The sequence below is a fragment of the Winogradskyella sp. 266wxhm genome (assembly GCF_058964685.1).
In genome coordinates, this window is the sequence record NZ_CM179559.1 from 126362 (window position 1) to 149217 (window position 22856).

Here is a 22856-nt window from a genome sequence, read left to right on the forward strand (position 1 = left end):
GTGCAAATATAAAAACTATTCTCTAAAAGAACCTATTTTTTAAGTGAAAAATATTAGACAATTTGAAATATCTTACTAACTCTCTGATAAACATGTTTTTTTGATATAAAAAATTAGCTTTCTACAACCTCTAAAGACTTCATGCTTCCTTTGTTTTTTAATCTGCTATGCCATTCAAAAGCTTTTTTTAATACATGTGGTGTGTGACCACCTAAAGCGTAAGCTTCTTCAAAATATGCCTGTAAAGCTTCTTGATATTCAGGATGCACACAATTATTAATAATAACACGAGCTCTCTCAATTGGTGCCAATCCACGAATATCTGCCAAACCTTGTTCTGTTACCAGAATATCTACATCGTGTTCTGTGTGGTCTGTATGAGATACCATAGGGACTATATGTGAGATTCTACCTTCTTTAGAAATTGAAGGACAAGCAAAAATACTCAGATAGCCATTTCTAGCAAAATCTCCAGAACCTCCAATACCATTCATCATTTTGGTTCCGGTAATATGTGTAGAATTGACATTTCCATAAATATCAAACTCAATTGCTGTGTTAATACCAATTACTCCTAAACGACCTATCACCTCTGCTGCATTACTAATATTTTGTGGGCGTAACAACAATTTGTCTTTATACTTTTCAAAATTGCTGAAAATCTTTTTTGAGCAATCTTCTGTAACGGTTATAGAAGATGCTGACGCAAACAATAACTTTCCAGAATCAAATAATTCGAAAGTACTATCCTGTAACACTTCCGAATACATGGTTAAGTTTTTAAATGGACTCTTGGTAAATCCAGAAAGTATAGCATTGGCGGTTTTACCAATACCAGCTTGTAAGGGAAGTAAAGATTCTGATAGTCTACCTTCTTGAACTTCCTTTTCTAAAAACTTTAAAATATGATTGGATATGGCAGTGGTTTTATCATCTGGGTCAGAAATCACGGCTGGACTGTCTGGAACTTCTGTAAATACTACTGCAACAACCTTTTTGGGATCAATTTTAATGAAAGGATCACCAATCCTAGTGTTGGATTGAGTGATAGGGATAATGTCTCTATTAGGTTGTTTTTTTACAAACATAACATCATGAATTCCTTCAATCGTTTCTGGAAAAGTGGTATTGATTTCAATAATAATTTTATCAGCTTTTTCAGTGAAAACTGGAGAGTTTCCTACTGATGTTGTAGGTACAATATAACCTTCTTCTGTTATAAAAGCAGCTTCAATGATAGCAACATCAATCTTAAAATTATCTAAGCTTTGTAGCATATCTGCTGTTTGTCCCAAGTGCTGATCTACATAAAGCACATCGTGGTTATTAATACTTTTTCGCAATGTAGGATCTGCTTGAAATGGCATGCGTTTATATAAAGCGCCATTTTTAGCCAAATCGGCATCTGTGTCATAGCCTAAAGAAGCACCACTTAATACCGTTACTTGTATGTCTTCATGTAGCGCTCTCTCAGCTACTTGTGGTAAAACCGTTTTACTATCACCTGCTTTGGTAAAACCACTTACTCCTAATACGTTGTGGTTTTTTATTAGAAGAGCAGCTTCTTCAGGGGATTTAATTTTTTGTTTATAATCTTTATACTTGATTCTATTCATGTCTATTAAATTGTTCATATTAATAATATTTAGGTTAAAAAAATCTTTAATTACTGAATTTCACTTGCCATAATTATGATATTGACAAAACAGTTTAGCAATTTATAAAGGATATCTAATGACTATTTATTTAAAAGAGACATTTATTTATTAATTTAGTGCAGAAATACATTTTACAATAAATTGATCCAGAAAAGGAAATATTATCTTACTGAAGTAGACAAGATTCCTGAAAGTGTTTATTGCTACCATGATTTAATGGGAGAAACGTTTATTGAATCTCATAGCCATGAAAAAGGCCAATTTTTATACACAGAAGGCGGTTTGGTACAAGTAAAGACGCTTAGCAGTACATATTACTTACCGGCACGACATTACATGTGGATTCCGCCCAGAGTAGAACACGCTATTTACCCCAGTTCTCCTAAGGTTCTTATGCGGAACTTATATTTTCCTATTCAAGGAAGTTCTAGTAAGTTTTATGAGAGCGAAGGGATTTATCCTGCTAATAATTTATTGATGGAACTCTTATTGTTTACCAAAGATTGGAAAGGAGATATTCTACCATTTCAAGAAGCTCAGTACGCTATTGTAACAGCCTTTAAAGTGCTTTTAGAACAGACTATTCCAGAATCTTTACCCTTACAATTACCAGAACCAACTAATCAGAAACTGATTCAGATAATTACATTTTTGGCAAACCATATTCAGCAGGAACATTTATTACCAGAGTTAGCTGCCAAGTTTAGCATGACAGATAAAACCTTATATCGTCTTTTTAAAAAAGATCTTGGAATGTCTTATATAAGTTATTACACTCAACTTAGAATTTATAAATCTTTAGAGTATTTAATGAATTCTAATTATAATATTTCTGAGATTGCTAATATGGTCGGCTATAGTAGTTTGCCAACTTTTAGTAATACGTTTAGCAAAATTATGGGAAGACCTCCTTCAGAATACAGAAAGTCTAATGAAATCTATTTAGAATCTCATTAATAACACACCATGTATCCTATTACGAGTGCAAACATAAAATCCTTTTTTAGTCTAGGTATTTTTTTTATCTATTTTTTTTAGATAAAAAAATTACGATTTCAAAAATTAGTAACATTTGATAAAGCATCGTATTTTCGGCATAATAAATGATATCATCATTTTATACATTTCTTTTATGAAAAAGCTCTTTCTTATTCTTTTGTTTTTAGCGTGTTATCAAAATTTTGCTCAAAACAAAACCATTGCTACTGGAGAAAAGTTAGTATATACTGCATCTTATAATATGTCTGGAATATTAACAGACATTGCCCAAGTAAAAATGGAAACAAGTGAAGTAAAAACTTCCAAAAACATATTGTTACGTCTTAAATGTACTGCAACAACCTACACTAAATGGGATAATTTTTTTAAGATTAGAGATCTTTACGAAAGCTATGTAAATGTCAATTATTTAACTCCGTATTTATATAAAAGAGATATCAGCGAAGGTGGCTATTATAAATTTATGCAGTATAAATACAACCATAAAACAAAATTGGTACAAAGTCTTAAAAGGAAAAAGAAGAAAGATGGACAAACTTGGGACGAGAATAAAAGTATAAAAATCGGAGCTTCTACTAAAGATATTGTCAGCACATTGTACAATATTAGAAACTTAGATATTCATAAAGCCAAGCCTGGAGATCAGTCCTACTTCACAGTTTTATTTGATAATAAAGAAACAATTATAACCGTAAAATACCTCAATAAAGAAACAATTTCAACTCAGATAGGAAGTAAAGAATGTTATAAACTATCTATAGCCGTAAAAGGAAGTGACATCTTAAAAGGTAGTAATTCTAACTTACTTTGGCTTACTGCAGACGATAATAAAATCCCTGTCTATGCTAAATTTAAAATTCCTGTTGGTAATGGTGAGTTAAAAATCGTTTCCGCCTCTGGACTTAAACATTAATTACATGAAAAAACTACTCAGCACCTTAGGGTTTATTTCAGCTATACTAGCAACAATACTAGCCGTAACACCTTTATCTAATCTCGCCATATTCCCTATTATAGCAGGATTTATATGCGGAATAGTTATCGTTTTTCTTTCTAAAAAAGAAAAGCAAAAACCAAAAACCATTCAGTATATCTTTCTTTTAGTTATTATTTCTTTAAGTATTACTATATATAAAGGTGTTTTTACAACACTTGAAGTTGGAGACACAGAACAACTCGAAGAAAGAGATGAAGAAAATCTTGAAGATTCTAAAGAGATTCTTGAAGGCTTAGACATCGATGAAGATTTGTGATTTTTTGGTATTCAGTTAAGAAATTATGTTATAGAATTCGTTATTTTTGCTTAAATCAATCCGTTAGATGAAACTACTTTTTGCTTCAGCCCTCATCCTTGTTGGGTCTTGTGCCTCCCTTAGGCATAGTGAAAAAATCGATAATTTAAGGAATAGCATAACCTATGACGATAAAAAAGTAGTTGAAAAATACCTCAACACTATTAAGCCTGAAGAACTCAAAACTCACGTAGTAGAAGTATCTTCCGATAAATATAACGGTAGAATGACAGGTGAAGAAGGGCATGATGACGTTTGCGACTACATTAGATCTTATTATAAATCTAAAGAGATAAAAGCTCCAAAATCTAATAAGGACTACTATCAAAAAGTACCTAAAAGTGTTTTACCTGATAATTTAAACGATTCTCAAAATGTAATTGCCTACATCAAAGGTTCTGAGTTTCCAGATGAATATGTATTTATAACAGCCCATTCTGACCATGAAGGCATAAAAGATGGTGAAATATATAATGGCGCTGATGATAACGGCTCAGGAACTGCTGCTGTATTAGAAATGGCAGAAGCTTTTAAAAAGGCCACAAACGACGGTTATAGACCTAAACGTAGTGTTGTTTTTCTTCACGTTACAGGCGAAGAAGTTGGACTCCATGGTTCTAGATATTATACTGAAAATCCTGTGTTCCCAATAGAAGAAACCGTTGCTACACTTAACATTGATATGATTGGACGAGTTGATGACAGGCATATTGATAACGAAAACTATATTTACCTTATAGGATCTGATAAGATTAGTACAGAATTGCATTTTATTGCTCAAAAAGCTAATAAAGAGTTTACAAATCTTAGCTTAGATTATAAGTATAATGAAGATAATGATCCAAATAGGTATTATTATAGATCTGATCATTATAATTTTGCACTACAAAACGTTCCTGTAATTTTCTTCTTTAATGGTGAACACGAAGACTATACAAAGCCGACAGATACTGCCGATAAAATCAATTATCGTTTATTAACTAAGCGTACAAAATTAATATTTGCAACGGCTTGGTATATCGCAAATTCAGACGAAAGGCTAAAACCCGAAATCATTTAAAACACTTAAATCGACTTTATTAATTTAAAGTCACAATTAAACTATTCCATATAAATGAAAAAGATAATTCTACTGAGTACTGCTATTTTAATTGCTAGTTGCGGTACTTCATCAAAAACTAGCACCTCTACCTCTACTCAGCAAACCAAAGTAGAAACGGTTGACCCTACTAAATATGCTGCAACAATAACATCAGATGAGCTTAAAACCATGCTCTTCAAATATGCTTCTGATGAATTTGAAGGAAGGGAAACCGGAGAAAAAGGTCAAAAGATGGCTGTAGAATATTTAAAGGAGCAATACATCGCTATGGGAATCCCTTCCCCTTTAGGTGGTAATGATTATTTCCAAGAAGTGCCTTTAGAAAAGCAAAAAGTCGCGTCTGCTTTAGTTAAGGTTAATGACAAAGAGTTCATAAGTTTTGAAGACCAAATCGTTTTAAGAACACCAGAATCTGTAAATGTTTCCAATAATGATATTGTTTATGCTGGTTATGGCATTGATACCGAAAACTATTCGGACTATAATAACATTGATGTTAAAGGAAAAATTGTGTTAGCTAAAGCAGGTGAACCAAAAAACGAAGAAGGAAATTACGTCACATCAGGTACTTCTGAAGAAACAAAATGGTCCAGTGGCAGACAATCATTGTCTAGCAAAAGAGAGGCTGCATCAGATAAAGGCGCAAAAGGTCTCATCTTAATGGATGATGAACAATTTTCTAGATTTGCACCATTTTACCAAAGAGTATTTGAATCTGGTGAATCAGGTCGTCTATCCATTAAGGGTAATGATGGCGCTATGTTTATGTTATTAGTTACAGAGAATTTAGGAAAGACATTAAATCCTGACATTACTGAATCGGATACTCCAAAAGTAATCAATACTAACTTAGAAATTAGTATAGAAAATCCATCAGAAAATATCACTTCAGAGAATGTTTTAGCATATATTAAAGGTTCTGAAAAACCAAATGAAATTGTAGTAGTATCAGCGCATTTAGACCACGAAGGCATAAAAAATAGCGAAGTTTACAATGGTGCAGATGATGATGGTTCTGGAACTATTGCTATTCTTGAAATAGCCGAAGCTTTTAAAGCTGCTGAAAAAGATGGCAATGGTCCTAAAAGATCTATTCTATTTCTACATGTTACTGGTGAAGAAAAAGGTTTACTAGGTTCTAGATACTACACCGATGTTGATCCTGTTTTTCCTTTGGAAAATACTGTTGCAGATTTAAATATTGATATGATAGGTAGAACTGATCCTAAGAGAAAAGAAGGAGATAGAAACTATATATACTTAATAGGAAGTGATAAATTAAGTACAGACCTACACAATATTTCCGAGTCGGTAAATTCAACATACACAAACATAGAATTTGATTACACCTACAACGATGAAAATGATCCAAACCGTTTTTACTTCAGATCTGACCATTATAATTTTGCTAAAAACAATATTCCTGTAATTTTTTATTTTAACGGTACACATGATGATTATCACAAACCAAGTGATACACCAGATAAGATTGAGTATGATCTTTTAGAAAATAGAACAAGACTTGTATTCTACACGGCTTGGGAAGTTGCTAACAGAAACGACCGAATTGTAGTAGACAAAGCTACAGAAGAATAAAAAATTAAATTTACAATCTTAAAGCCTCTCAAAATGAGAGGCTTTTTAATTTTAGACACAAAAAAAGCCCTTCATTTCTGAAAGGCTTTATCTTTTTGGGTGGAAGATGGGACTCGAACCCACGACATCTGGTACCACAAACCAGCGCTCTAACCAACTGAGCTACAACCACCATTTTAATTAGGGTTGCAAATGTATATTATTTTACCTTTTCTACAAAAGGTTTTTTTAAATTATTTTAAATCAAATAAACTATCAACAGCCGGATAACGTTCAACTGTATAACCCTCAGCGAATTCTGTTCCGATTAATCTTCCTAAATTTCTTGCTCTATAGGTAATACTATCGGTGAAATTTTTACTTGAAATAGGAGTTTGAGGCTCTTTACTATCTGGATCAAAGAATTGCGTCTTATAAGCCAACACAGATGCCATCTTTTGCTCCATATAACCCGTAACATCTACAGCAATGTCTGGCTCAATATCTTTCCATTGAATAAAATGATAGACTACCTTCGGTCTCCACGGCATTTGCCAATCGTCTTCATCATTATGCTTTGTGTTTATTTTTCTCAAACCGCTTAAAAAACAGGCATCACTTACCAGTTTACTTCCTTTTCCATGATCTATATGACGATCATCAATGGCATTGCAAATAACTATCTCTGGTCTATACTTTCGAATTTCTTTTATAATTTCAATTTGGTGTGCTTTATCGTTAACGAAAAAGCCATCAGCAAATTCCATATTTGTGCGCATAGCTACACCTAGAATTTTAGCAGAATCTGCCGATTCTTTATCTCTGGTTTCAGCAGTTCCTCGCGTACCTAATTCGCCTCTTGTTAAGTCAATTATACCAACTTTTTTTCCGTTGGAAACTTCTTTTGCCAATGTAGCTCCACATCCCAATTCAACGTCATCTGGATGTGCACCAAAGGCTAGGATATCTAATTTCATGAATTTTTTTCTTTTCGTAGATGTCAAAAATATTAAAAAGCTAACAGATTATAACATTGTTTTTATTTCGAAAACGCTTTCGTGTAGTAAAAATTCTATAATTCATCATTTAAATCACCTAAAATTGAAAACTTCGTAATTCGTCAAAAGCATGACATTTGTCATAATAATTGCTTTGTCTTGCCAGTAATTTTATACTATAAAAATCACCACACCATGAGCTTAATGCTAATCATACTAACCGTTACCATTCTCTTATTCATTTGGGGAAAATTTACACCAGACATCATAGCTCTACTATCTATGATTAGTTTATTCCTTTTTGGGATATTAGATCTCAATGAAACTCTGAGTGGATTTAGCAATACTACAGTTATTATGATTGCTGCGTTGTTTATTATTGGAGAAGGACTATCTCAAACTGGTTGGACTGCTTTAGCAGGACAGAAATTCATTAAGCTAGCTGGAAAAAGTTCAACCAAATTATTGCTTATAACAACATTAGGATCTGGTTTACTTTCTGGAATTGTTAGCAACACAGGTACTGTGGCTACTTTAATGCCTGTTACCATTGCTTCTGCTTGGAGTATCGGAACTTTACCATCAAAATTACTTATGCCTGTGGCGTTTGGCTCTAATACAGGTGGACTACTTACCTTAACAGGAACACCTCCAAATATCATTGTTAACAATACTATGATTCAAAGTGGTATGGAGGGCTTTTCTTTCTTTGAGTTTGGATTGATTGGTTTACCATTATTACTTCTAACCCTACTCTATTTCAGATTTGTCGGTTATAAGTTGTTACCAAAAAACAAAACGAATAACAAACCTGTAGACATCAGTAACACATTACACAAATGGATTGAAGCTTATAGATTTGAAAACGATTATTACAGACTTAGAGTACGTTCTGTTTCACCTTTATTGAATACAGAAATGGGTGAATGGAATTTTGAACGTGAGCACAAAGTTTCAATCATTAGAATAAAAAGAAGACACCCAAATGTTTTAAAAGGAAACGAACCTTATATAGAGTTCCCTACAAACTCAACAGAATTTTTATATCATGATATTATAACCGTAAAAGGAGATACCGAAGCTATTAACGCTTTAATGATAAAATTTAGACTAGGACTTTTACCTATTGAATCTATTGAAGATGAAGTAATACATAATCTCATTAACCAAGAGGTTGGTATGGCAGAAATCTTGGTGACTCCAAAATCTATTTTAGTTGGAAGAAAAATGAGATTAGGTAATTTCTTTAAACGTTTTGGAATACAATTAATGGCTGCTTCTAGAAATAACATACCAATTACAGAAAGAGAGGTTTTGGTTAAAGCTGGTGACGCCTTTTTGGTAAGAGGTAGTTGGAGCGATATCGATCAGTTGAAAGAGCATCATGAAAACTTGGTAATATGCGGTAGTCCTGAAGGGATGTCTAAAACAATTACTGACTTAACTTCAAAATCATTTATAGCACTGTTTGCGCTTCTATTAATGATTGGATTATTAGTCTTTAAAGTAGTACCTGGTGCCATCGCAGCTCTTATTTCTGCTGGTATTGTATTGATTACTGGTTGTGTACCTATTTCAAAAGCTTACAAAGGTATTAGTTGGATAAGTGTAGTTATGATTGCAGCTATGATTCCGATGGGAATTGCGTTACAAAAAACAGGAACTGCAGAGTTAATTGCCAACGGTTTAGTTAATATACTAGGACAACAACATCCAGTTGTATTATTAGCTGGAGTGTTCTTACTCACTACAACATTTAGTCAAGTTATCAATAATTCTGCAACAGCTGTTCTTATGGCACCTATAGTAATTATTGCTGCAAACACTTTGAATATTTCAGCAGCACCATTTATGATAGTTGTTGCTATAAGTGCATCTACAGCATTTTTAACACCAGTTGGCACTACAACAAACGCCATGGTAATGACAGCTGGTGGGTATAAATTTATGGATTATCTAAAGGTCGGAGCACCTTTGCTTCTACTTTTCTTAATAGTATCATTAGTATTAGTGCCATTGATTTGGCCATTTTAAACAATTCAAAAAAACATTAATCATGGAAACCTTATTAAAACAACCGATTATGAAAACCAGAGACTTAACGAAGTACGGAATTGAAGGAGCCACTGCTCAATGGAATTTATCTCCAGAAGAGCTACAAACCATTACCATTGAAAAAGGAATGGGTAAAGAAACTGCTAACGGAACTTTAGCTATAAATACAGGAAAATTTACTGGTAGATCACCTCAAGACCGTTTTATCGTAAAAGATGATTACACTAAAGATAAGGTTTGGTGGGGAAAAACTAACAAAGCTATATCACCTGAGAATTTTGACTTCTTACAAAAAGAAATCACTGATTATTTAAGTGGAAAAGAAATATATGTAAGAGATGCTTATGTATGTGCTGACCCTGAATATAAAACCAATGTAAGAACCGTTACCGAATATCCTTGGTCTAACATGTTTACTTACAATATGTTTTTGAGATATAATGAAAGTGAACTTGAAAATTTTAAGGAAGACTGGTTAGTACTTTGTGCGCCAGGTTATGAAGCAAAAGATCCTAAAAGTTGTGGGTTAAGACAAGGTAATTTTTCAATCCTTAACTTCAGTAAGAAAGTAGCACTTGTAGGTGGTTCTGCTTATACAGGAGAAATTAAAAAAGGTATTTTCTCTTCTTTAAACTTTATTCTTCCTGTTGAAGAAAATGTGTTACCAATGCACTGTTCTGCAAACGTAGGTGAAGATGGTGATACTGCTATTTTCTTCGGACTATCAGGTACTGGTAAAACAACATTGTCTGCAGATCCTAATCGTAAATTGATTGGAGATGATGAACATGGCTGGACAGCTAACAATAATATTTTCAATTTTGAAGGTGGTTGTTATGCAAAAGTTATTGACCTTACAGAGGAAAAAGAACCAGACATCTATAGAGCTATAAAACCTGGAGCTATTTTAGAAAATGTAGTTTTTAAAGATAGTGGTGAGGTTGACTATATGGATAGTACAATTACACAAAACACACGTGTAAGTTACCCTATCTATCATATTGATAACATTCAACAACCATCATACGCTGAGAATCCTAAAAACATTTTCTTCTTAACTTGTGATGCATTTGGTGTATTACCTCCTGTGTCTAAATTAACTCCTGGGCAAGCAGCTTATCATTTTATCTCTGGTTACACTGCTAAAGTAGCGGGAACAGAAGCTGGAATCACAGAACCTGTACCATCATTTTCAGCTTGTTTCGGAGAACCATTTATGCCACTTCACCCAACAGTTTATGCTGAAATGTTAAGTGAAAAAATGCAAGAAGCAGGTGTTAATGTTTGGTTAGTGAATACTGGCTGGAGTGGTGGCCCTTACAGAGTAGGTTCTCGTATAAAACTAAAATATACAAGAGCTATGATCACTGCCATTCTTAATGGTGAATTAGACAATGTAGATTTTGAACAACATCCAATATTTGGGTTATTTATGCCAAAATATTGTCCAAATGTGCCATCAGAAATGCTAGACCCAATGAATACTTGGTTACAAAAAGGCGCATACATTAGTAAAGCGATTCAGTTAGCACATTCATTCCACTTAAATTTTGAAAAATTTGCAAGTGAGGCTTCTGAACAAATCATAGAAGGTGGGCCATTAATTGATGAACACCATCACTTAAATGACCACGTTTAAATAATTCCATGACTGAAAGAGCCCAGAAATGGGCTCTTTACTTTTTAAGTCGTTATCATGAAAACTAACCTATTTATATTACCATTTACACTCCTGTTTCAGTACTTGATTTTTGCTCAAAATTTGGGTGAAACTACTTGGGGTTCTTGGTATGAAATTACATCATCCAACAGAATTACAAACGCTTTGAGTTTAAGCGGTTCTTACACCAATTGGAATTACGAGCTTCCTAGAAAAAACACACATTTGCATTTGGGAATTGTTGGTATAAACTATCATTTTAATAAAAATGTTAGTGCTGGCGTAGGCTATGCTTATGGTGACATAGACACTTCTTTTGAAATAAATAACACTCCAGATATTTTAGAACACCGCATCTTAGAACAGGTTGTTCTAAAACACAAACTCTTTAATCTAAATTGGTCCCATCGATTTAAATTAGAACAGCGCTTTTTAGAATATCCAACAGAAGATATCCTTAAACATAGATTACGTTATAGATTAAAAGTGAAACAACCACTAAACAAAACGTTATTTCTATCCTTTTATGATGAAATTCATTTTAATCTAAACGAATTCGATTTTCAACAAAACAGAGCTTACTTTGGACTTGGCATAAACATTGACAATCATACCAATATAGATTTGGGCTATGCCAGACATTCGTTTAAAACTAAAAGCTTTCACCGATTGTCTGTTCAACTCAATTTAAAATATGATTTTAGAAATAAGAAAAGCTGATGAAATTTACTTCTTCAAGAAACTATAATTGTTTATTCAATCATTTTTATAGCATTAGTAATATCACGCTTTAAATCTTTAACGTCTTCAATACCTACAGAAAAACGAATCAATTGATCACTTATTCCTATAGCATCACGTTCTTCCTGAGTTAATAATGCATGAGAGGTTAAATGTGGTGAAATTACAGTGCTTTCTACACCAGCTAAACTCATTGATGATTTTATTAATCTTAACGCTTTCTGAAACTTATAAGCATCTAAATCTTCAGTAAGTTCAAACGAAAGCATCGCTCCAAAACCAATCATCTGAGATTTTGCTAATTTATGTTCTGGGTGAGATTTTAAGCCAGGATAATACACTTTTGAAACTTTTGGATGCTTGTTCAGCCATTTGGCCATTTTAATAGCATTTTTAGTTTGTGCTTTCACTCGTAGTCCTAAAGTCTTTAAACTACGTTCTAGCATCCAAACTGTCATGTCGCTAAGATTACCTCCTAAATTTTTACCGACATTAAAAATTCTTTCAATAAGTTCTTCACTACTAGCAACTGCTCCCGCCAAAATATCACTATGACCACCAAAATATTTAGTTGCAGAATGCATCACCATATCAATACCTAAATCGATTGGTTTTTGATTCACTGGTGAAGCAAACGTATTATCTATTGATGTTAAAATGCCCTTGGACTTACCTAATCTTGCAATAGCCTTAATATCTGTAATAGTCATCAAAGGATTCGATGGTGTTTCTATATGAATAAGTTTTGTATTAGGCTTTATCGCTTTTTCAAAATCCTCAACCGAATAACCATTGGTAAATGTGTATTCAATTCCATACTTAGGAAATTCCTCCTTAATGAAATTTACGGTTCCACCATACAATGTATTTTGCACAACCAAATGGTCTCCTTGTTGTAGAAAAGCCAAAAACATAGTACTTATGGCTGCCATACCAGAACCGAAAATCAAAGCAGATTCTGTATTTTCTAATGCTGCTATTTTTTTAGCTAAAAACTCTTGGTTAGGTGTATTAAAGTATCTTGGGTAACGCTTTACATCAACGTCTAGAAACTCGTAAGAAGAACTTAAATACATGGGCGACACGGCACCTTTGAACTGTTCATCCTTAACTTCACCAACATGTATACAAATAGTATTTAAACCTAATTTTTTCTTTGACATAACATTTATAAATTATGACTATAAAATTAATGAAAGCTAAAAACATCTTTAAGGTTTAGTTAGATTATTTTGAATAATCATATTGTGTTTATTTTATCCTTCACTCAATTGGTTTTCAAAAATTTAGAATTCAAAAAATCAACAATTCATCAGATATATTTTCATTTTTTTTATTAAAAAAACATTTTGACGAAGAATTTCAACCTACAAAGAAATTACATTTATTCTAAAAAAAATATGCTTTATTTAGTGCATTCAAAAAAATAAAACAATGGTAATTTTAGGACTTAATTATTACTTCCATGATTCTTCGGCTTGTATCGTTAAAGATGGAAAACTTATCGTGGCTATTGAAGAAGAACGATTAAACAGAGATAAGCACACACAAGCTTTTCCTGAATTGTCTATAAAAAGATGCTTAGATATTGCTGGGCTAACATATTCTGATATAGATCATATCGCAGTTTCAATAAAGCCAACAACCAATTGGAGCAATAAACTAGGCTTTTTATTAAAACGTCCTAAACTTTTTATGCCCTTTTTCGGTCATCATGTTGTTAATGCTTATGCAAAGCAAAGACGTTTTAAGATTTGGTATGGTAAGATTTTTAATAATACTAAAGGACCTGAAGTTCATTTTATAAAGCATCATTTAACACATGTTGCAGGCTCATTTTTTGTTTCCCCTTATGAAAAGGCTGCCTTGTTAGGTATAGATGGTTCTGGTGAATGGGCTACTTCTTGGCTAGGCTATGGAGATGGTAATACTATAGAACAGTATAGCGAAAGTTTTTTTCCTCATTCGCTAGGTTCGTTTTATGAAACCGTAACACAATTTTGTGGTTTTAAACCTAATTATGATGAAGGTAAAACTATGGGATTAGCACCTATGGGTGACCCAAATGTCTACAAGGATGAAGTAGATAAAATGATAAATGTAGATGATAATGGTAAATTAAAAGTAGATTTATCTTATTTCAATTATCAGCACCTTATAAAAGCGCCATACTCAAAGAAGTTTTTAGATCTTTTTGGAGAGCCTAGATCTAAGGATGGAGAATTTAAAGATAATCATATTAACCTCGCCGCTGCTTTTCAGCATGTTTTAGAAAATAAGGTTCTCAAAATGTGTAGAATTCTCCATGAAAAAACTAAAGCCGATTACTTGGTAATTTCTGGAGGTGTATCTCTAAACAGTGTAATGAATGGCCGAATTGTACGGGAAACACCTTTTAAAGATGTATATGTAATGCCTGCTGCTGGGGATAATGGAACCTCAATTGGCGCTGCTTTTTACTTGTATAACGGCTTACAAAAAAAGCCTAGAGTATTTGTGCATGATAACCCATATATTGGTACTCAATATTCTAATGAAGCTATAAAAAAAGCTATCGATGGTGCTAAATTAACACCAGAATATATAGAAGATCCTTCTGAAAAAGCTGCATCTTTATTAGAGCAAGGAAAAATCATTGGTTGGTTTCAGGGTGCAATGGAAATTGGACCTCGTGCATTAGGAAGCAGAAGTATTCTAGCCAACCCAGCATTCCCTGACATGAAACGTAAAATAAATGCTGAAGTAAAGCACCGAGAAGCCTACAGACCTTTTGCACCGTCTGCTTTGGTTGAATCTTACAAAGACTATTTTGACTTAGAGGTTGAAGCACCATTTATGCTTAAAGTATGTAATGTCCTTAAAGATAAACAAGAAATCATACCATCTATTACTCATGTAGATGGAAGTGCAAGGTTACAGACGGTAAATAAAGAAACTAACCCTCGCTATCACAGTTTAATATACAAACTCGGAGAAAAAACAGGAGTTCCTGTTGTTTTAAATACCAGCTTTAATATTCAAGGAGAGCCTGTTGTAGAATCTCCCGTAGATGCATTAAGATGTTTTTACTCTACAGGATTAGATGCCTTGGTTATTGGTAATTATTTATTAGAAAAATAATACAACTAAAGTATATAAAGTTAAAAAAGGGAAGCAATATAAAATTGTTTCCCTTTTTTTAATCTGCCATCTTATAATAGACTCTAAACCTTAACAGATTTCCAAAACCCCTTTTTAAACCAAATAACACCTAAAACGGTTATAAAAACCTCAGCTATAGTAATGGCTGCAAAGACACCAACTGGCCCAAAATCTAAATTAATTGCTAGTAAGTAAGCAAAAGGCAATTGAAATAACCAGAAGCAAATAAAGTTAATCCAAGTCGGTGTTTTAGTATCTCCCGCTCCATTAAACGCATTGATGATTACCATACCGTAACCATAAAAAATGTAACCAGCAGCTATGATTCTTAGGCAAAGCGCTCCATTTTTTATGACTTCTGGTTCTGGTGTAAACCAAGAAATGATTTCATTTGCAAAAATCAAATAGAAAACTGAAACAATTCCCATGAAAACAGCACTAAATTTTCCTGTTTTCCAAACCGACTGTTCTGCTCTATCTGGTTTTTGAGCACCTAAATTCTGACCTACCAAAGTTGCTGCAGCATTGCTCATACCCCAAGCTGGCATTAGCGTAAACATCATCACTCTTATGGCAATTGTATAACCTGCTAAAACTTCGCTACCAAATTCGCTCATTATTCGCATTAAAAAAACCCAAGACGAAGTCCCTATTAAAAATTGTCCTATACCACCTAATGATACTTTTATCAAATTCAGAATTACAGCAACTTTTAGTACTAAGTCCTTTAGTTTAATCTTTATTTTACCCCAACCATAAAATAAAATTCCTATTTGAAATAACACTGCAGAACCTCTACCGATTGTTGTTGCAATTGCAGCTCCTTCTACACCAAAAGCAGGAATGGAACCAAGACCGAAAATAAAAATTGGATCGAGAATAATGTTCAATCCATTAGATAACACCAAAGCCCACATGGCTATTGATGCATCACCTGCGCCTCTAAAAATAGCGTTGATTAAAAACAACAACATTATAGTAACATTTCCACCAAGGAGTACTTGTGTATAACCGTAACCTTCGGCTATCAATTCTGGCTCTCCTCCCATTAAACCTAAAATTTCCTTAGGGTAAAGAATTCCAAAAACACTAATAAAAATAGCGACTAATATTCCTAAGAAAATAACCTGAGTTGCTGCTTGTGATGCTCCTTCCCTATCCTTTTCTCCAATACGCCTTGCCACAATCGCTGTCGCTGCCATACTTAACCCTATAGCTATGGCATAAACCAAAGTTACTACCGATTCTGTAAGCCCGATTGTAGCTACAGCATTAACGCTAACTTTAGATACGTAGAAAATATCGACAATAGCGAAAATAGATTCCATCAACATTTCCAAAATCATGGGAATGGATAGCATAAAAACGGCCTTACGAATACTGCCAGAAGTAAAATCTTGTTCCTTACCAGAAACTGCGATTTTAAAATAATGAATGAGTTGTTTTATTGAAACTTTATTTGATTGCATTGTTTGAAAAATTTAAAATAACCACTAGTCAAACAAAAGTTTGTTTGACAATCACATCGCTTTGAGTAGCGATTACATGTTCCGTATGAGTTATTAAGCAATCATAATGACGCAAATATGCGTATTATTTTTGAAAGAAAAAAGATAATTATTTAGGTCGCAATTAATTGAAAAAGAAAAACATTCAATTAACTACTTTTTATTTCGTCCTATTCTATTGTAAAAACGAATTACCCAAATTGCCCAAAATAAAACTATTACCGATACAATGATAGACAGTAATAATATGATTTCATTTGCCTCCATCTCCAACAAGTTTTAGATAAATCATTATACCTAGTATGGTAGGAGACCAAAGACCAACAAAAATACCGTGAAGTTCGTATCCGCTTAAAAATAAATATTCAGCTACAATAATTATAGCAATGCATAAAACTAACATTAAGAGATTTGGAATTCCTAACTTTTTTAAAAAATTCATTGAGGGTTGATTTGTTTATTCAACAATTTACTAAAATTAGATGAATATAAAATCGAATCCTTTATCTATTATTTTTTATAGTGAATCCTATACTTCCTATAAGCAAAGAATGCTATAATAGCAATTGCTCCTAACGTTATAGCTATAAATTGAAAACTCAATATCTGATCTCCACTGGCGTAAGAGTGTAATCCTGATAAGTAAAAATTTACACCAAAATACGTCATTAAAATACTTGCAAATGCTAATACGGACATCAAATTATATAGCCACCTTCCTCTAAGTCCTGGTACCAAACGCATGTGGATAACAAAGGCATAAATCATAATACTAATTAGTGCCCAAGTTTCTTTTGGATCCCAACCCCAATAACGTCCCCAACTTTCATTGGCCCACATACCACCAAGAAAGTTTCCTATAGTAAGCATAACAAGACCTACTGTCAATGCCATTTCATTTACGATAGTTAGCTCCTTAATACTAATATCCATTAATGCCTTATTATTTTTTGTGGTAAAGATCATGAGTAATAAACTTACCAAACCTAATATCATTCCCAATGTAAAAGGCCCATAACTAGCTACAATTACAGAAACATGTATCATTAACCAGTATCCTTGTAATACAGGTTGAAGATTTGCGATAGCAGGATCCATCCAGTTCCAATGTGCTACCATAAGAATCATTGAAGTTACAAAAGCTCCTGCTGCCACAGTTAAACTAGATATACTGCCTTTATTAGAAATAATTGATAAGATTATTCCTGAATAATCTTTTTTATGAATTTTGTTGTCTTTTGTAGTTATGCTAGTTATAAAACTAAACAACATTGTTGACCATGCTACATAAATCATAGACTCATAAGCATCGCTCCAAGGTGCATGTCCAGATAAATACCATCTCCATATCAAACCTAGAGTATGTAACACAAATAAAAGAGCAACAACACCAATAAGAGTGTTTATGGCATATTTAAGAGGTTTGCTTTTATATTTAAATATCTGTGCGATTACTAAAATAAACAGCACTGTTGAAGCATACATATACCAACTAAACAGTTTTTTAAAGATATCGTACTTATTATAAAGAATTTCTGATTTTATCTTATCCTCAGAAAGCATAACATCACCACCTAATTGTTGCTGTGTTTTTTTAATGCCTTGAAGTAATTCTTCAGCCTTTGAATAATCACCTACTTGTTTTGCATTATTTAAGGTTACCAAATAAGCATTGAATCCATTATTTATGAAGTTACCATAAAGACTATCTTTTATCTTATCCTTATAACCTTCTTCCCTATATTCCTTGGGTGAAATCCACTTATTATTTTCATCATTAGGGACTGGAAATATTTTAATAGATAAACCTTCAATATCGTTGTATAATAAATTAACCCTAGAATCCGCTTCCTTAACTTCCTTTTGAAAACCATTTGGTACTTGAGCTTTATAAGCTTCTTCAAGATATGGTGCTAATTTATAACGACCTTGTGGCGTGAAGAAATCAACCAAGCTTGCATATTTTTCCTCATAATCTAAACCGATAATATTTCGGATGGAATCTGCTTTTCTAGGTTTTAAATAAATTACAGGAACATTATACCACAGCAATGGACTTTCTTGAATAGAAAGAAAAACCTGAGTGGCGTTAAAGTCTTCGTAAGTATCCTTTTTACTCAACTTTCTAAGCGTTTCAGAAGCGTAAGTATGCATTGGCATCATACGTCCGCTATAATCCTGAATCACCATCTCAGCAAACTTTTCGGCATGCTCTTTTGGGGTAATGTTTGCTCTTAGAATAGAGTCTATTTGCGCTTTTGATGTCTTCTTTATATGATCGTGACCATCGTTATCTGAATGTTGTTGTGCAAAACCAGATAAACTTAATAGCAGCACTATAACGGTCATCATTTTAGCTTTTTTCTCTTTTAGCTTTGATAAACGTTTTCTTATATCATCAAAACGCGTATTTTTTGCAAACAAAATCGCCATTAAACCTAGATAAAGCATAAAATAACCAAAATAGGTAATGTAGGTTCCCCAACGATCGTGATTTACCGAAAGTACCGTTCCTTTTTCATCTGGATCGAAACTTGCTTGGAAAAATCTATAACCTTTATGATCCAAAATATGGTTCATGTAAATGTGATAATCAAAATCACCTTGTTCCTCATCTATGATTGTCACTTTACTTTCGTAAGAAGAGTAAGCATTCTCAGTTCCTGGATATTTTTCAGCAATAAAATCATTCAGTTTTACCTTAAATGGCAATTGCTCCATTCGAGATCCAAAACGTAAAGCCACATCAAGTCCACCTACTTTAATTTCTTCCATAGGTGCATAAGTACCTGGTCCACCTAAAAGATTGATACTTTTTGTTTCTCCATTTGCTGTAACATCTAGAACAACTCCACTTTCGTCATTCTTTAGAATTCTTGGTTTCTGAACAATATCAAAAACACCTTTAACTACAGGCTTAGGAAATACCAATTGCATATTTCCAATCACATATCTAGAACGTAAGATTAATGGCTGAAGACTATCTTTTTCTAACTTACCAGTGGCCATAGTTGCCATGGTCATGTACTCACCTTCGTAAGGCGATTTTATAAATAAACCTTCATCTGTATCAAAGATTTGTATAGCTCCTTCCTGTTCCTTATTCAATGAAATAAGTACATTGTGCATGTTGGCAACCTCACCTACTTTAAGATAATGGTTATGAGGCATACCATCTGCAGCTTCAACTATTTTTAGGTAAGATTCACCATTCTCATCTGGAACAACATCTTTCTCTGCACCTTTTATAAATTTCTTTAGCTTAAATGTAATTTCCTTATCGCCATAATCGTAAGTTCTTTCAAAATCATTGTCTAGTCTTGGTGAGAAGTCTACTTCTTCCATCACATTACGCTGTTGTAGCTGACCGTTGATTTCGTATTGTCCAAGGATTCGTCCACTGATATAGGTTTTTTGAGAACGGAACTGACTTTCAGTAGCTCCTTCTCTAATAGACATCATGCCTTCATAACCAATATAACGCGTTACAAATGCACCTACTAGAATGAAAATAAAAGCTAAGTGCAAAATTAAAGTTGCCCACTTTTCCTTTTTATGAAGTTTGTATCTAACAATATTCCCAACAAAGTTGATGACAAAAAATACCATTATGGTCTCAAACCACCACGCATTATAAATTAATATTCTTGTGTAAGGTGTTGGTGACGTATCCATGTTTCGGTCTAGAATAGTACCAGTTGCCATGGCTGCCGCAAAAACGATAAATAATACAGCAGTAAGTTTTGTTGAGAAAAAGAAACTAGCGATTTTTTTTTGCATAAGAAGTGCTCATTTTAAGCTCGCGCAAAGATAAGGCTTTTTGTGTACTTAGATAAGTGTTTTCACCTTTCAAAAGATGTTAAAGTTTATTGAAAACTATCTATTTAGATCCATTAGATTTTAGTAGTTTATTTTGCTCTTCCATTAGCTCTTTTAAATGTGTCAACAACTCAATATCCTTAGGAGTTGTGACGGTTGCATCTTTCGGATCTTGTGCTTTATTACGCAGTCTGTTCATAAACTTTACAACAATAAACACGGTAAAACCAATAATTAGGAAATCTAAAAACACTTCAAAAAGTTCTCCGTAAGCTATAGCAACTTCACTAATAGTAACTTCACCTGAAACATTAGTTACCTCATCTCTAAGTATTATTTTTTTATCACTAAATCCAACACCATCAGTCATTAAAGATAATGGCGGCAACAATACTTGTTTTGCCAGTACATCTATAACTTTATTGAATGCCGCACCAATGATAATACCAATAGCCATATCCATCATATTCCCCTTAACAGCAAACTCTTTGAATTCGTTTAATAACTTCATAAACTTATGTAATTTAGATTTAAGCCTACAAAGTTAATGAGAAGTAAGATTTTAATTACGACCTTCTGGCTTCAAAAATTTTGAGATATAGAAAAGTGCCCATTTTCCTTGCGCGTCGCTTGGCATTATTGGCATATTCACCTTCAAAAAGTTCATCTATGGTTTGGTGCCAAAGATTTAACCAGAGTCCAAAATGTAATTCGGTTATAGTATTATTATTGGCTTTATCTACGTTTACGTGAACTTCCAACGGATTACCATAATAGCGCGTTTTTAGAAATAAACTAGATTCCCAAAAGGTTGTAAGGTGTTGTAGATGGGCATCCCAGTCTTTAATGCTATTGTTAAAGAAGGGACCCAAAACGGTATCTTTCCTAACTTTTTCATAAAACTTAGAAACCAATAGGAATATATCTTCTCGAGATGTAATGTCTTTTTTATGCATTGCAATCAAAGTTATGATTTTAATTGGTGACAGATTATAACAAGCGAGCAAAACTTACTATTTTTACGGCATGAAATCCGTAATTTTACTTGGTGCTGGTAATGTAGCCACACATTTATATAAAGCATTTTCAAAAGCTGAAAATGTATTAGTGAAACAATGGTACAACAGAACGCGTTCGTCCATTTCGTCGTATGCCAACGAAGTTGAAATCATTGATGACCTAAATCAACTAAAGGAGGCTGACCTCTACATTTTAGCTGTTAGCGATGACAGCATTGCAGAATTATCTAAAGCTTTACCTTTTGAAAACCGATTGGTTGCTCATACCTCTGGCAGTGTTTCTATTCATGATCTGGACAAAAAAAATGAGCGTGCTGTATTTTACCCTTTACAAACATTTTCTAAGAATGCTGAACTAGATTTTAGTGAAATTCCTATTTGTATAGAAGTCACCGAAAAGCACAATTTTCAGTTTCTGAAAGACTTAGCAGAAGACCTTGGTTGTATTAGCTATAAGATTAGTACAGAGCAACGACAGACGTTACATTTATCTGCTGTTTTTGTGAATAATTTCACCAATCAACTCTACAGAATTGCACACGAAATCAGTGATGCAAAAAGTATTAATTTTGATATTCTGAAACCGTTGATAATGGAAACTACCAGAAAAGTCCAAGATATGTCACCTTACATGGCTCAAACCGGACCAGCAAAACGAAACGATAAGAAGACCATAAAACGTCAGTTAAAACAATTAGAAAACGAAGACCATAAAGCTATTTATGAGCTTTTAACAGCTTCAATTAAAAAAACGCATGGACAACGATAAAAGTTACAAAGAATACTTAGCAGATATCACCACTTTTATATTTGATGTTGATGGTGTACTTACCGATGGCACCATAACAGTTACAACTGATGGCGAAATGCTTAGAACAATGAATATTAAAGATGGATTTGCCTTAAAAACAGCTGTTATGGCAGGTTTTAATGTATGTATTATTTCAGGTGGTACTAATGAAGGTGTTCGTAAGCGTTTAGAAGGTTTAGGCATTAAAGACATTTATCTTGGCGCACATAATAAAATAGAGCAACTTAACGATTATCTTAACAAGCATAACATTACTAAATCACAAACGTTGTATATGGGAGATGATATCCCAGATTTTCCAGTTATGAAACTCGTTGGATTACCTTGTTGCCCACAAGATGCTGTTGCTGAAATTAAAGGTATTTCAAAGTATGTATCCCATAAAAATGGTGGAAAAGGTGCTGTAAGAGATGTGATTGAGCAAGTCCTGAAAGTACAGCAAAAATGGAACGGTAATTTTGATGCTAAATACGATTAA

Annotated in this window: 19 protein-coding genes and 1 tRNA gene; 11 read left to right on the plus strand and 9 right to left on the minus strand. The window is 33.3% G+C overall.

Annotated features, from left to right (window positions below; all coding sequences use genetic code 11):
• Positions 1-113: 113 nt before the first annotated feature.
• A complete protein-coding gene (gene scpC, locus AC2H4K_RS00605) occupies positions 114-1634 on the minus strand; it encodes a succinyl-CoA:acetate CoA-transferase ScpC (protein WP_281141326.1) in 1521 nt (506 codons plus the stop codon).
• Positions 1635-1799: 165 nt separating this feature from the next.
• On the opposite strand from scpC, the gene AC2H4K_RS00610 reads away from it, so the two are divergent.
• The 5 genes from AC2H4K_RS00610 (at position 1800) to AC2H4K_RS00630 (ending at position 6647) form a co-directional block, all read left to right on the plus strand.
• Entirely contained in the window at positions 1800-2615 is an 816-nt protein-coding gene (locus AC2H4K_RS00610) for an AraC family transcriptional regulator (protein ID WP_281141325.1), read from the plus strand.
• 175 nt (positions 2616-2790) lie between these two features.
• Positions 2791-3570 (plus strand): DUF3108 domain-containing protein, encoded by a 780-nt coding sequence (locus AC2H4K_RS00615; protein WP_281141324.1) that lies wholly within the window; start codon positions 2791-2793, stop codon positions 3568-3570.
• Positions 3571-3574: 4 nt separating this feature from the next.
• Entirely contained in the window at positions 3575-3910 is a 336-nt protein-coding gene (locus AC2H4K_RS00620; RefSeq protein WP_281141323.1) for an FUSC family protein, read from the plus strand.
• A 67-nt stretch (positions 3911-3977) separates the two neighbouring features.
• Complete coding sequence (locus AC2H4K_RS00625) at positions 3978-5009, plus strand: M28 family metallopeptidase (RefSeq protein WP_281141322.1); 1032 nt, start codon at positions 3978-3980, stop codon at positions 5007-5009.
• 54 nt (positions 5010-5063) lie between these two features.
• Positions 5064-6647, plus strand: a complete 1584-nt coding sequence (locus AC2H4K_RS00630) for a M28 family peptidase (RefSeq protein ID WP_493742673.1) — start codon at positions 5064-5066, stop codon at positions 6645-6647.
• Between the two features lie 97 nt (positions 6648-6744).
• Here the strand turns inward: AC2H4K_RS00630 and AC2H4K_RS00635 are convergent.
• Together AC2H4K_RS00635 and bshB1 are read right to left on the minus strand one after the other, a co-directional pair.
• Positions 6745-6820: transfer RNA gene (locus AC2H4K_RS00635), tRNA-His, on the minus strand.
• Positions 6821-6880: 60 nt separating this feature from the next.
• Entirely contained in the window at positions 6881-7603 is a 723-nt protein-coding gene (gene bshB1 / locus AC2H4K_RS00640; RefSeq protein WP_281141320.1) for a bacillithiol biosynthesis deacetylase BshB1, read from the minus strand.
• Between the two features lie 216 nt (positions 7604-7819).
• Here bshB1 and AC2H4K_RS00645 point away from each other — a divergent pair, with 216 nt between their 5' ends.
• From AC2H4K_RS00645 to AC2H4K_RS00655, 3 genes are read left to right on the plus strand one after another with little or no spacing between them, the layout of a single operon-like run.
• A complete protein-coding gene (locus tag AC2H4K_RS00645) occupies positions 7820-9658 on the plus strand; it encodes an SLC13 family permease (RefSeq protein ID WP_493742674.1) in 1839 nt (612 codons plus the stop codon).
• A gap of 22 nt (positions 9659-9680) precedes the next feature.
• On the plus strand, positions 9681-11318 hold the full coding sequence (gene pckA, locus AC2H4K_RS00650) for a phosphoenolpyruvate carboxykinase (ATP) (RefSeq protein ID WP_493742675.1): 1638 nt from the start codon (positions 9681-9683) through the stop codon (positions 11316-11318).
• A 57-nt stretch (positions 11319-11375) separates the two neighbouring features.
• Complete coding sequence (locus AC2H4K_RS00655) at positions 11376-12059, plus strand: DUF2490 domain-containing protein (protein ID WP_493742676.1); 684 nt, start codon at positions 11376-11378, stop codon at positions 12057-12059.
• 32 nt (positions 12060-12091) lie between these two features.
• Here AC2H4K_RS00655 and AC2H4K_RS00660 read toward each other — a convergent pair whose 3' ends face one another.
• The gene (locus AC2H4K_RS00660; RefSeq protein ID WP_493742677.1) at positions 12092-13243 is read right to left on the minus strand and encodes a trans-sulfuration enzyme family protein; all 1152 of its coding nucleotides are present in this window, start codon (positions 13241-13243) and stop codon (positions 12092-12094) included.
• Positions 13244-13514: 271 nt separating this feature from the next.
• Here AC2H4K_RS00660 and AC2H4K_RS00665 point away from each other — a divergent pair, with 271 nt between their 5' ends.
• Positions 13515-15200 (plus strand): carbamoyltransferase family protein, encoded by a 1686-nt coding sequence (locus AC2H4K_RS00665; protein WP_493742678.1) that lies wholly within the window; start codon positions 13515-13517, stop codon positions 15198-15200.
• A gap of 83 nt (positions 15201-15283) precedes the next feature.
• Here the strand turns inward: AC2H4K_RS00665 and AC2H4K_RS00670 are convergent, their stop codons facing one another.
• The 5 genes from AC2H4K_RS00670 to AC2H4K_RS00690 all read right to left on the minus strand — a co-directional run bounded on the left by AC2H4K_RS00670 (position 15284) and on the right by AC2H4K_RS00690 (position 21504).
• Positions 15284-16690 (minus strand): MATE family efflux transporter, encoded by a 1407-nt coding sequence (locus tag AC2H4K_RS00670; protein ID WP_493742679.1) that lies wholly within the window; start codon positions 16688-16690, stop codon positions 15284-15286.
• Between the two features lie 292 nt (positions 16691-16982).
• On the minus strand, positions 16983-17171 hold the full coding sequence (locus tag AC2H4K_RS00675) for a hypothetical protein (RefSeq protein WP_493742680.1): 189 nt from the start codon (positions 17169-17171) through the stop codon (positions 16983-16985).
• Between the two features lie 68 nt (positions 17172-17239).
• The gene (locus AC2H4K_RS00680) at positions 17240-20509 is read right to left on the minus strand and encodes a cytochrome c biogenesis protein (RefSeq protein ID WP_493742681.1); all 3270 of its coding nucleotides are present in this window, start codon (positions 20507-20509) and stop codon (positions 17240-17242) included.
• Positions 20510-20609: 100 nt separating this feature from the next.
• Positions 20610-21059: a large conductance mechanosensitive channel protein MscL gene (gene mscL, locus AC2H4K_RS00685; protein WP_281141311.1), complete on the minus strand. Its 450-nt coding sequence runs from the start codon at positions 21057-21059 to the stop codon at positions 20610-20612.
• A gap of 55 nt (positions 21060-21114) precedes the next feature.
• A complete protein-coding gene (locus AC2H4K_RS00690; RefSeq protein ID WP_281141310.1) occupies positions 21115-21504 on the minus strand; it encodes a group III truncated hemoglobin in 390 nt (129 codons plus the stop codon).
• Positions 21505-21574: 70 nt separating this feature from the next.
• Here AC2H4K_RS00690 and AC2H4K_RS00695 point away from each other — a divergent pair, with 70 nt between their 5' ends.
• Together AC2H4K_RS00695 and AC2H4K_RS00700 are read left to right on the plus strand one after the other, a co-directional pair.
• The gene (locus AC2H4K_RS00695; RefSeq protein ID WP_281141309.1) at positions 21575-22336 is read left to right on the plus strand and encodes a Rossmann-like and DUF2520 domain-containing protein; all 762 of its coding nucleotides are present in this window, start codon (positions 21575-21577) and stop codon (positions 22334-22336) included.
• Positions 22323-22856 (plus strand): KdsC family phosphatase, encoded by a 534-nt coding sequence (locus AC2H4K_RS00700; RefSeq protein ID WP_281141308.1) that lies wholly within the window; start codon positions 22323-22325, stop codon positions 22854-22856. The genes AC2H4K_RS00695 and AC2H4K_RS00700 overlap by 14 nt, the downstream gene beginning before the upstream one ends.

Coding starts and splice junctions, on each gene's coding strand:
- AC2H4K_RS00695 (WP_281141309.1), top strand. CDS start 21,575: ATGAAATCCGTAATTTTACTTGGTGCTGGTAATGTAGCCACACATTTA.
- AC2H4K_RS00665 (WP_493742678.1), top strand. CDS start 13,515: ATGGTAATTTTAGGACTTAATTATTACTTCCATGATTCTTCGGCTTGT.
- AC2H4K_RS00700 (WP_281141308.1), top strand. CDS start 22,323: ATGGACAACGATAAAAGTTACAAAGAATACTTAGCAGATATCACCACT.
- AC2H4K_RS00620 (WP_281141323.1), top strand. CDS start 3,575: ATGAAAAAACTACTCAGCACCTTAGGGTTTATTTCAGCTATACTAGCA.
- AC2H4K_RS00625 (WP_281141322.1), top strand. CDS start 3,978: ATGAAACTACTTTTTGCTTCAGCCCTCATCCTTGTTGGGTCTTGTGCC.
- AC2H4K_RS00660 (WP_493742677.1), bottom strand. CDS start 13,243: ATGTCAAAGAAAAAATTAGGTTTAAATACTATTTGTATACATGTTGGT.
- mscL (WP_281141311.1), bottom strand. CDS start 21,059: ATGAAGTTATTAAACGAATTCAAAGAGTTTGCTGTTAAGGGGAATATG.
- AC2H4K_RS00675 (WP_493742680.1), bottom strand. CDS start 17,171: ATGAATTTTTTAAAAAAGTTAGGAATTCCAAATCTCTTAATGTTAGTT.
- pckA (WP_493742675.1), top strand. CDS start 9,681: ATGGAAACCTTATTAAAACAACCGATTATGAAAACCAGAGACTTAACG.
- AC2H4K_RS00615 (WP_281141324.1), top strand. CDS start 2,791: ATGAAAAAGCTCTTTCTTATTCTTTTGTTTTTAGCGTGTTATCAAAAT.
- AC2H4K_RS00645 (WP_493742674.1), top strand. CDS start 7,820: ATGAGCTTAATGCTAATCATACTAACCGTTACCATTCTCTTATTCATT.
- AC2H4K_RS00630 (WP_493742673.1), top strand. CDS start 5,064: ATGAAAAAGATAATTCTACTGAGTACTGCTATTTTAATTGCTAGTTGC.
- AC2H4K_RS00655 (WP_493742676.1), top strand. CDS start 11,376: ATGAAAACTAACCTATTTATATTACCATTTACACTCCTGTTTCAGTAC.
- AC2H4K_RS00680 (WP_493742681.1), bottom strand. CDS start 20,509: ATGCAAAAAAAAATCGCTAGTTTCTTTTTCTCAACAAAACTTACTGCT.
- AC2H4K_RS00690 (WP_281141310.1), bottom strand. CDS start 21,504: ATGCATAAAAAAGACATTACATCTCGAGAAGATATATTCCTATTGGTT.
- scpC (WP_281141326.1), bottom strand. CDS start 1,634: ATGAACAATTTAATAGACATGAATAGAATCAAGTATAAAGATTATAAA.
- AC2H4K_RS00670 (WP_493742679.1), bottom strand. CDS start 16,690: ATGCAATCAAATAAAGTTTCAATAAAACAACTCATTCATTATTTTAAA.
- bshB1 (WP_281141320.1), bottom strand. CDS start 7,603: ATGAAATTAGATATCCTAGCCTTTGGTGCACATCCAGATGACGTTGAA.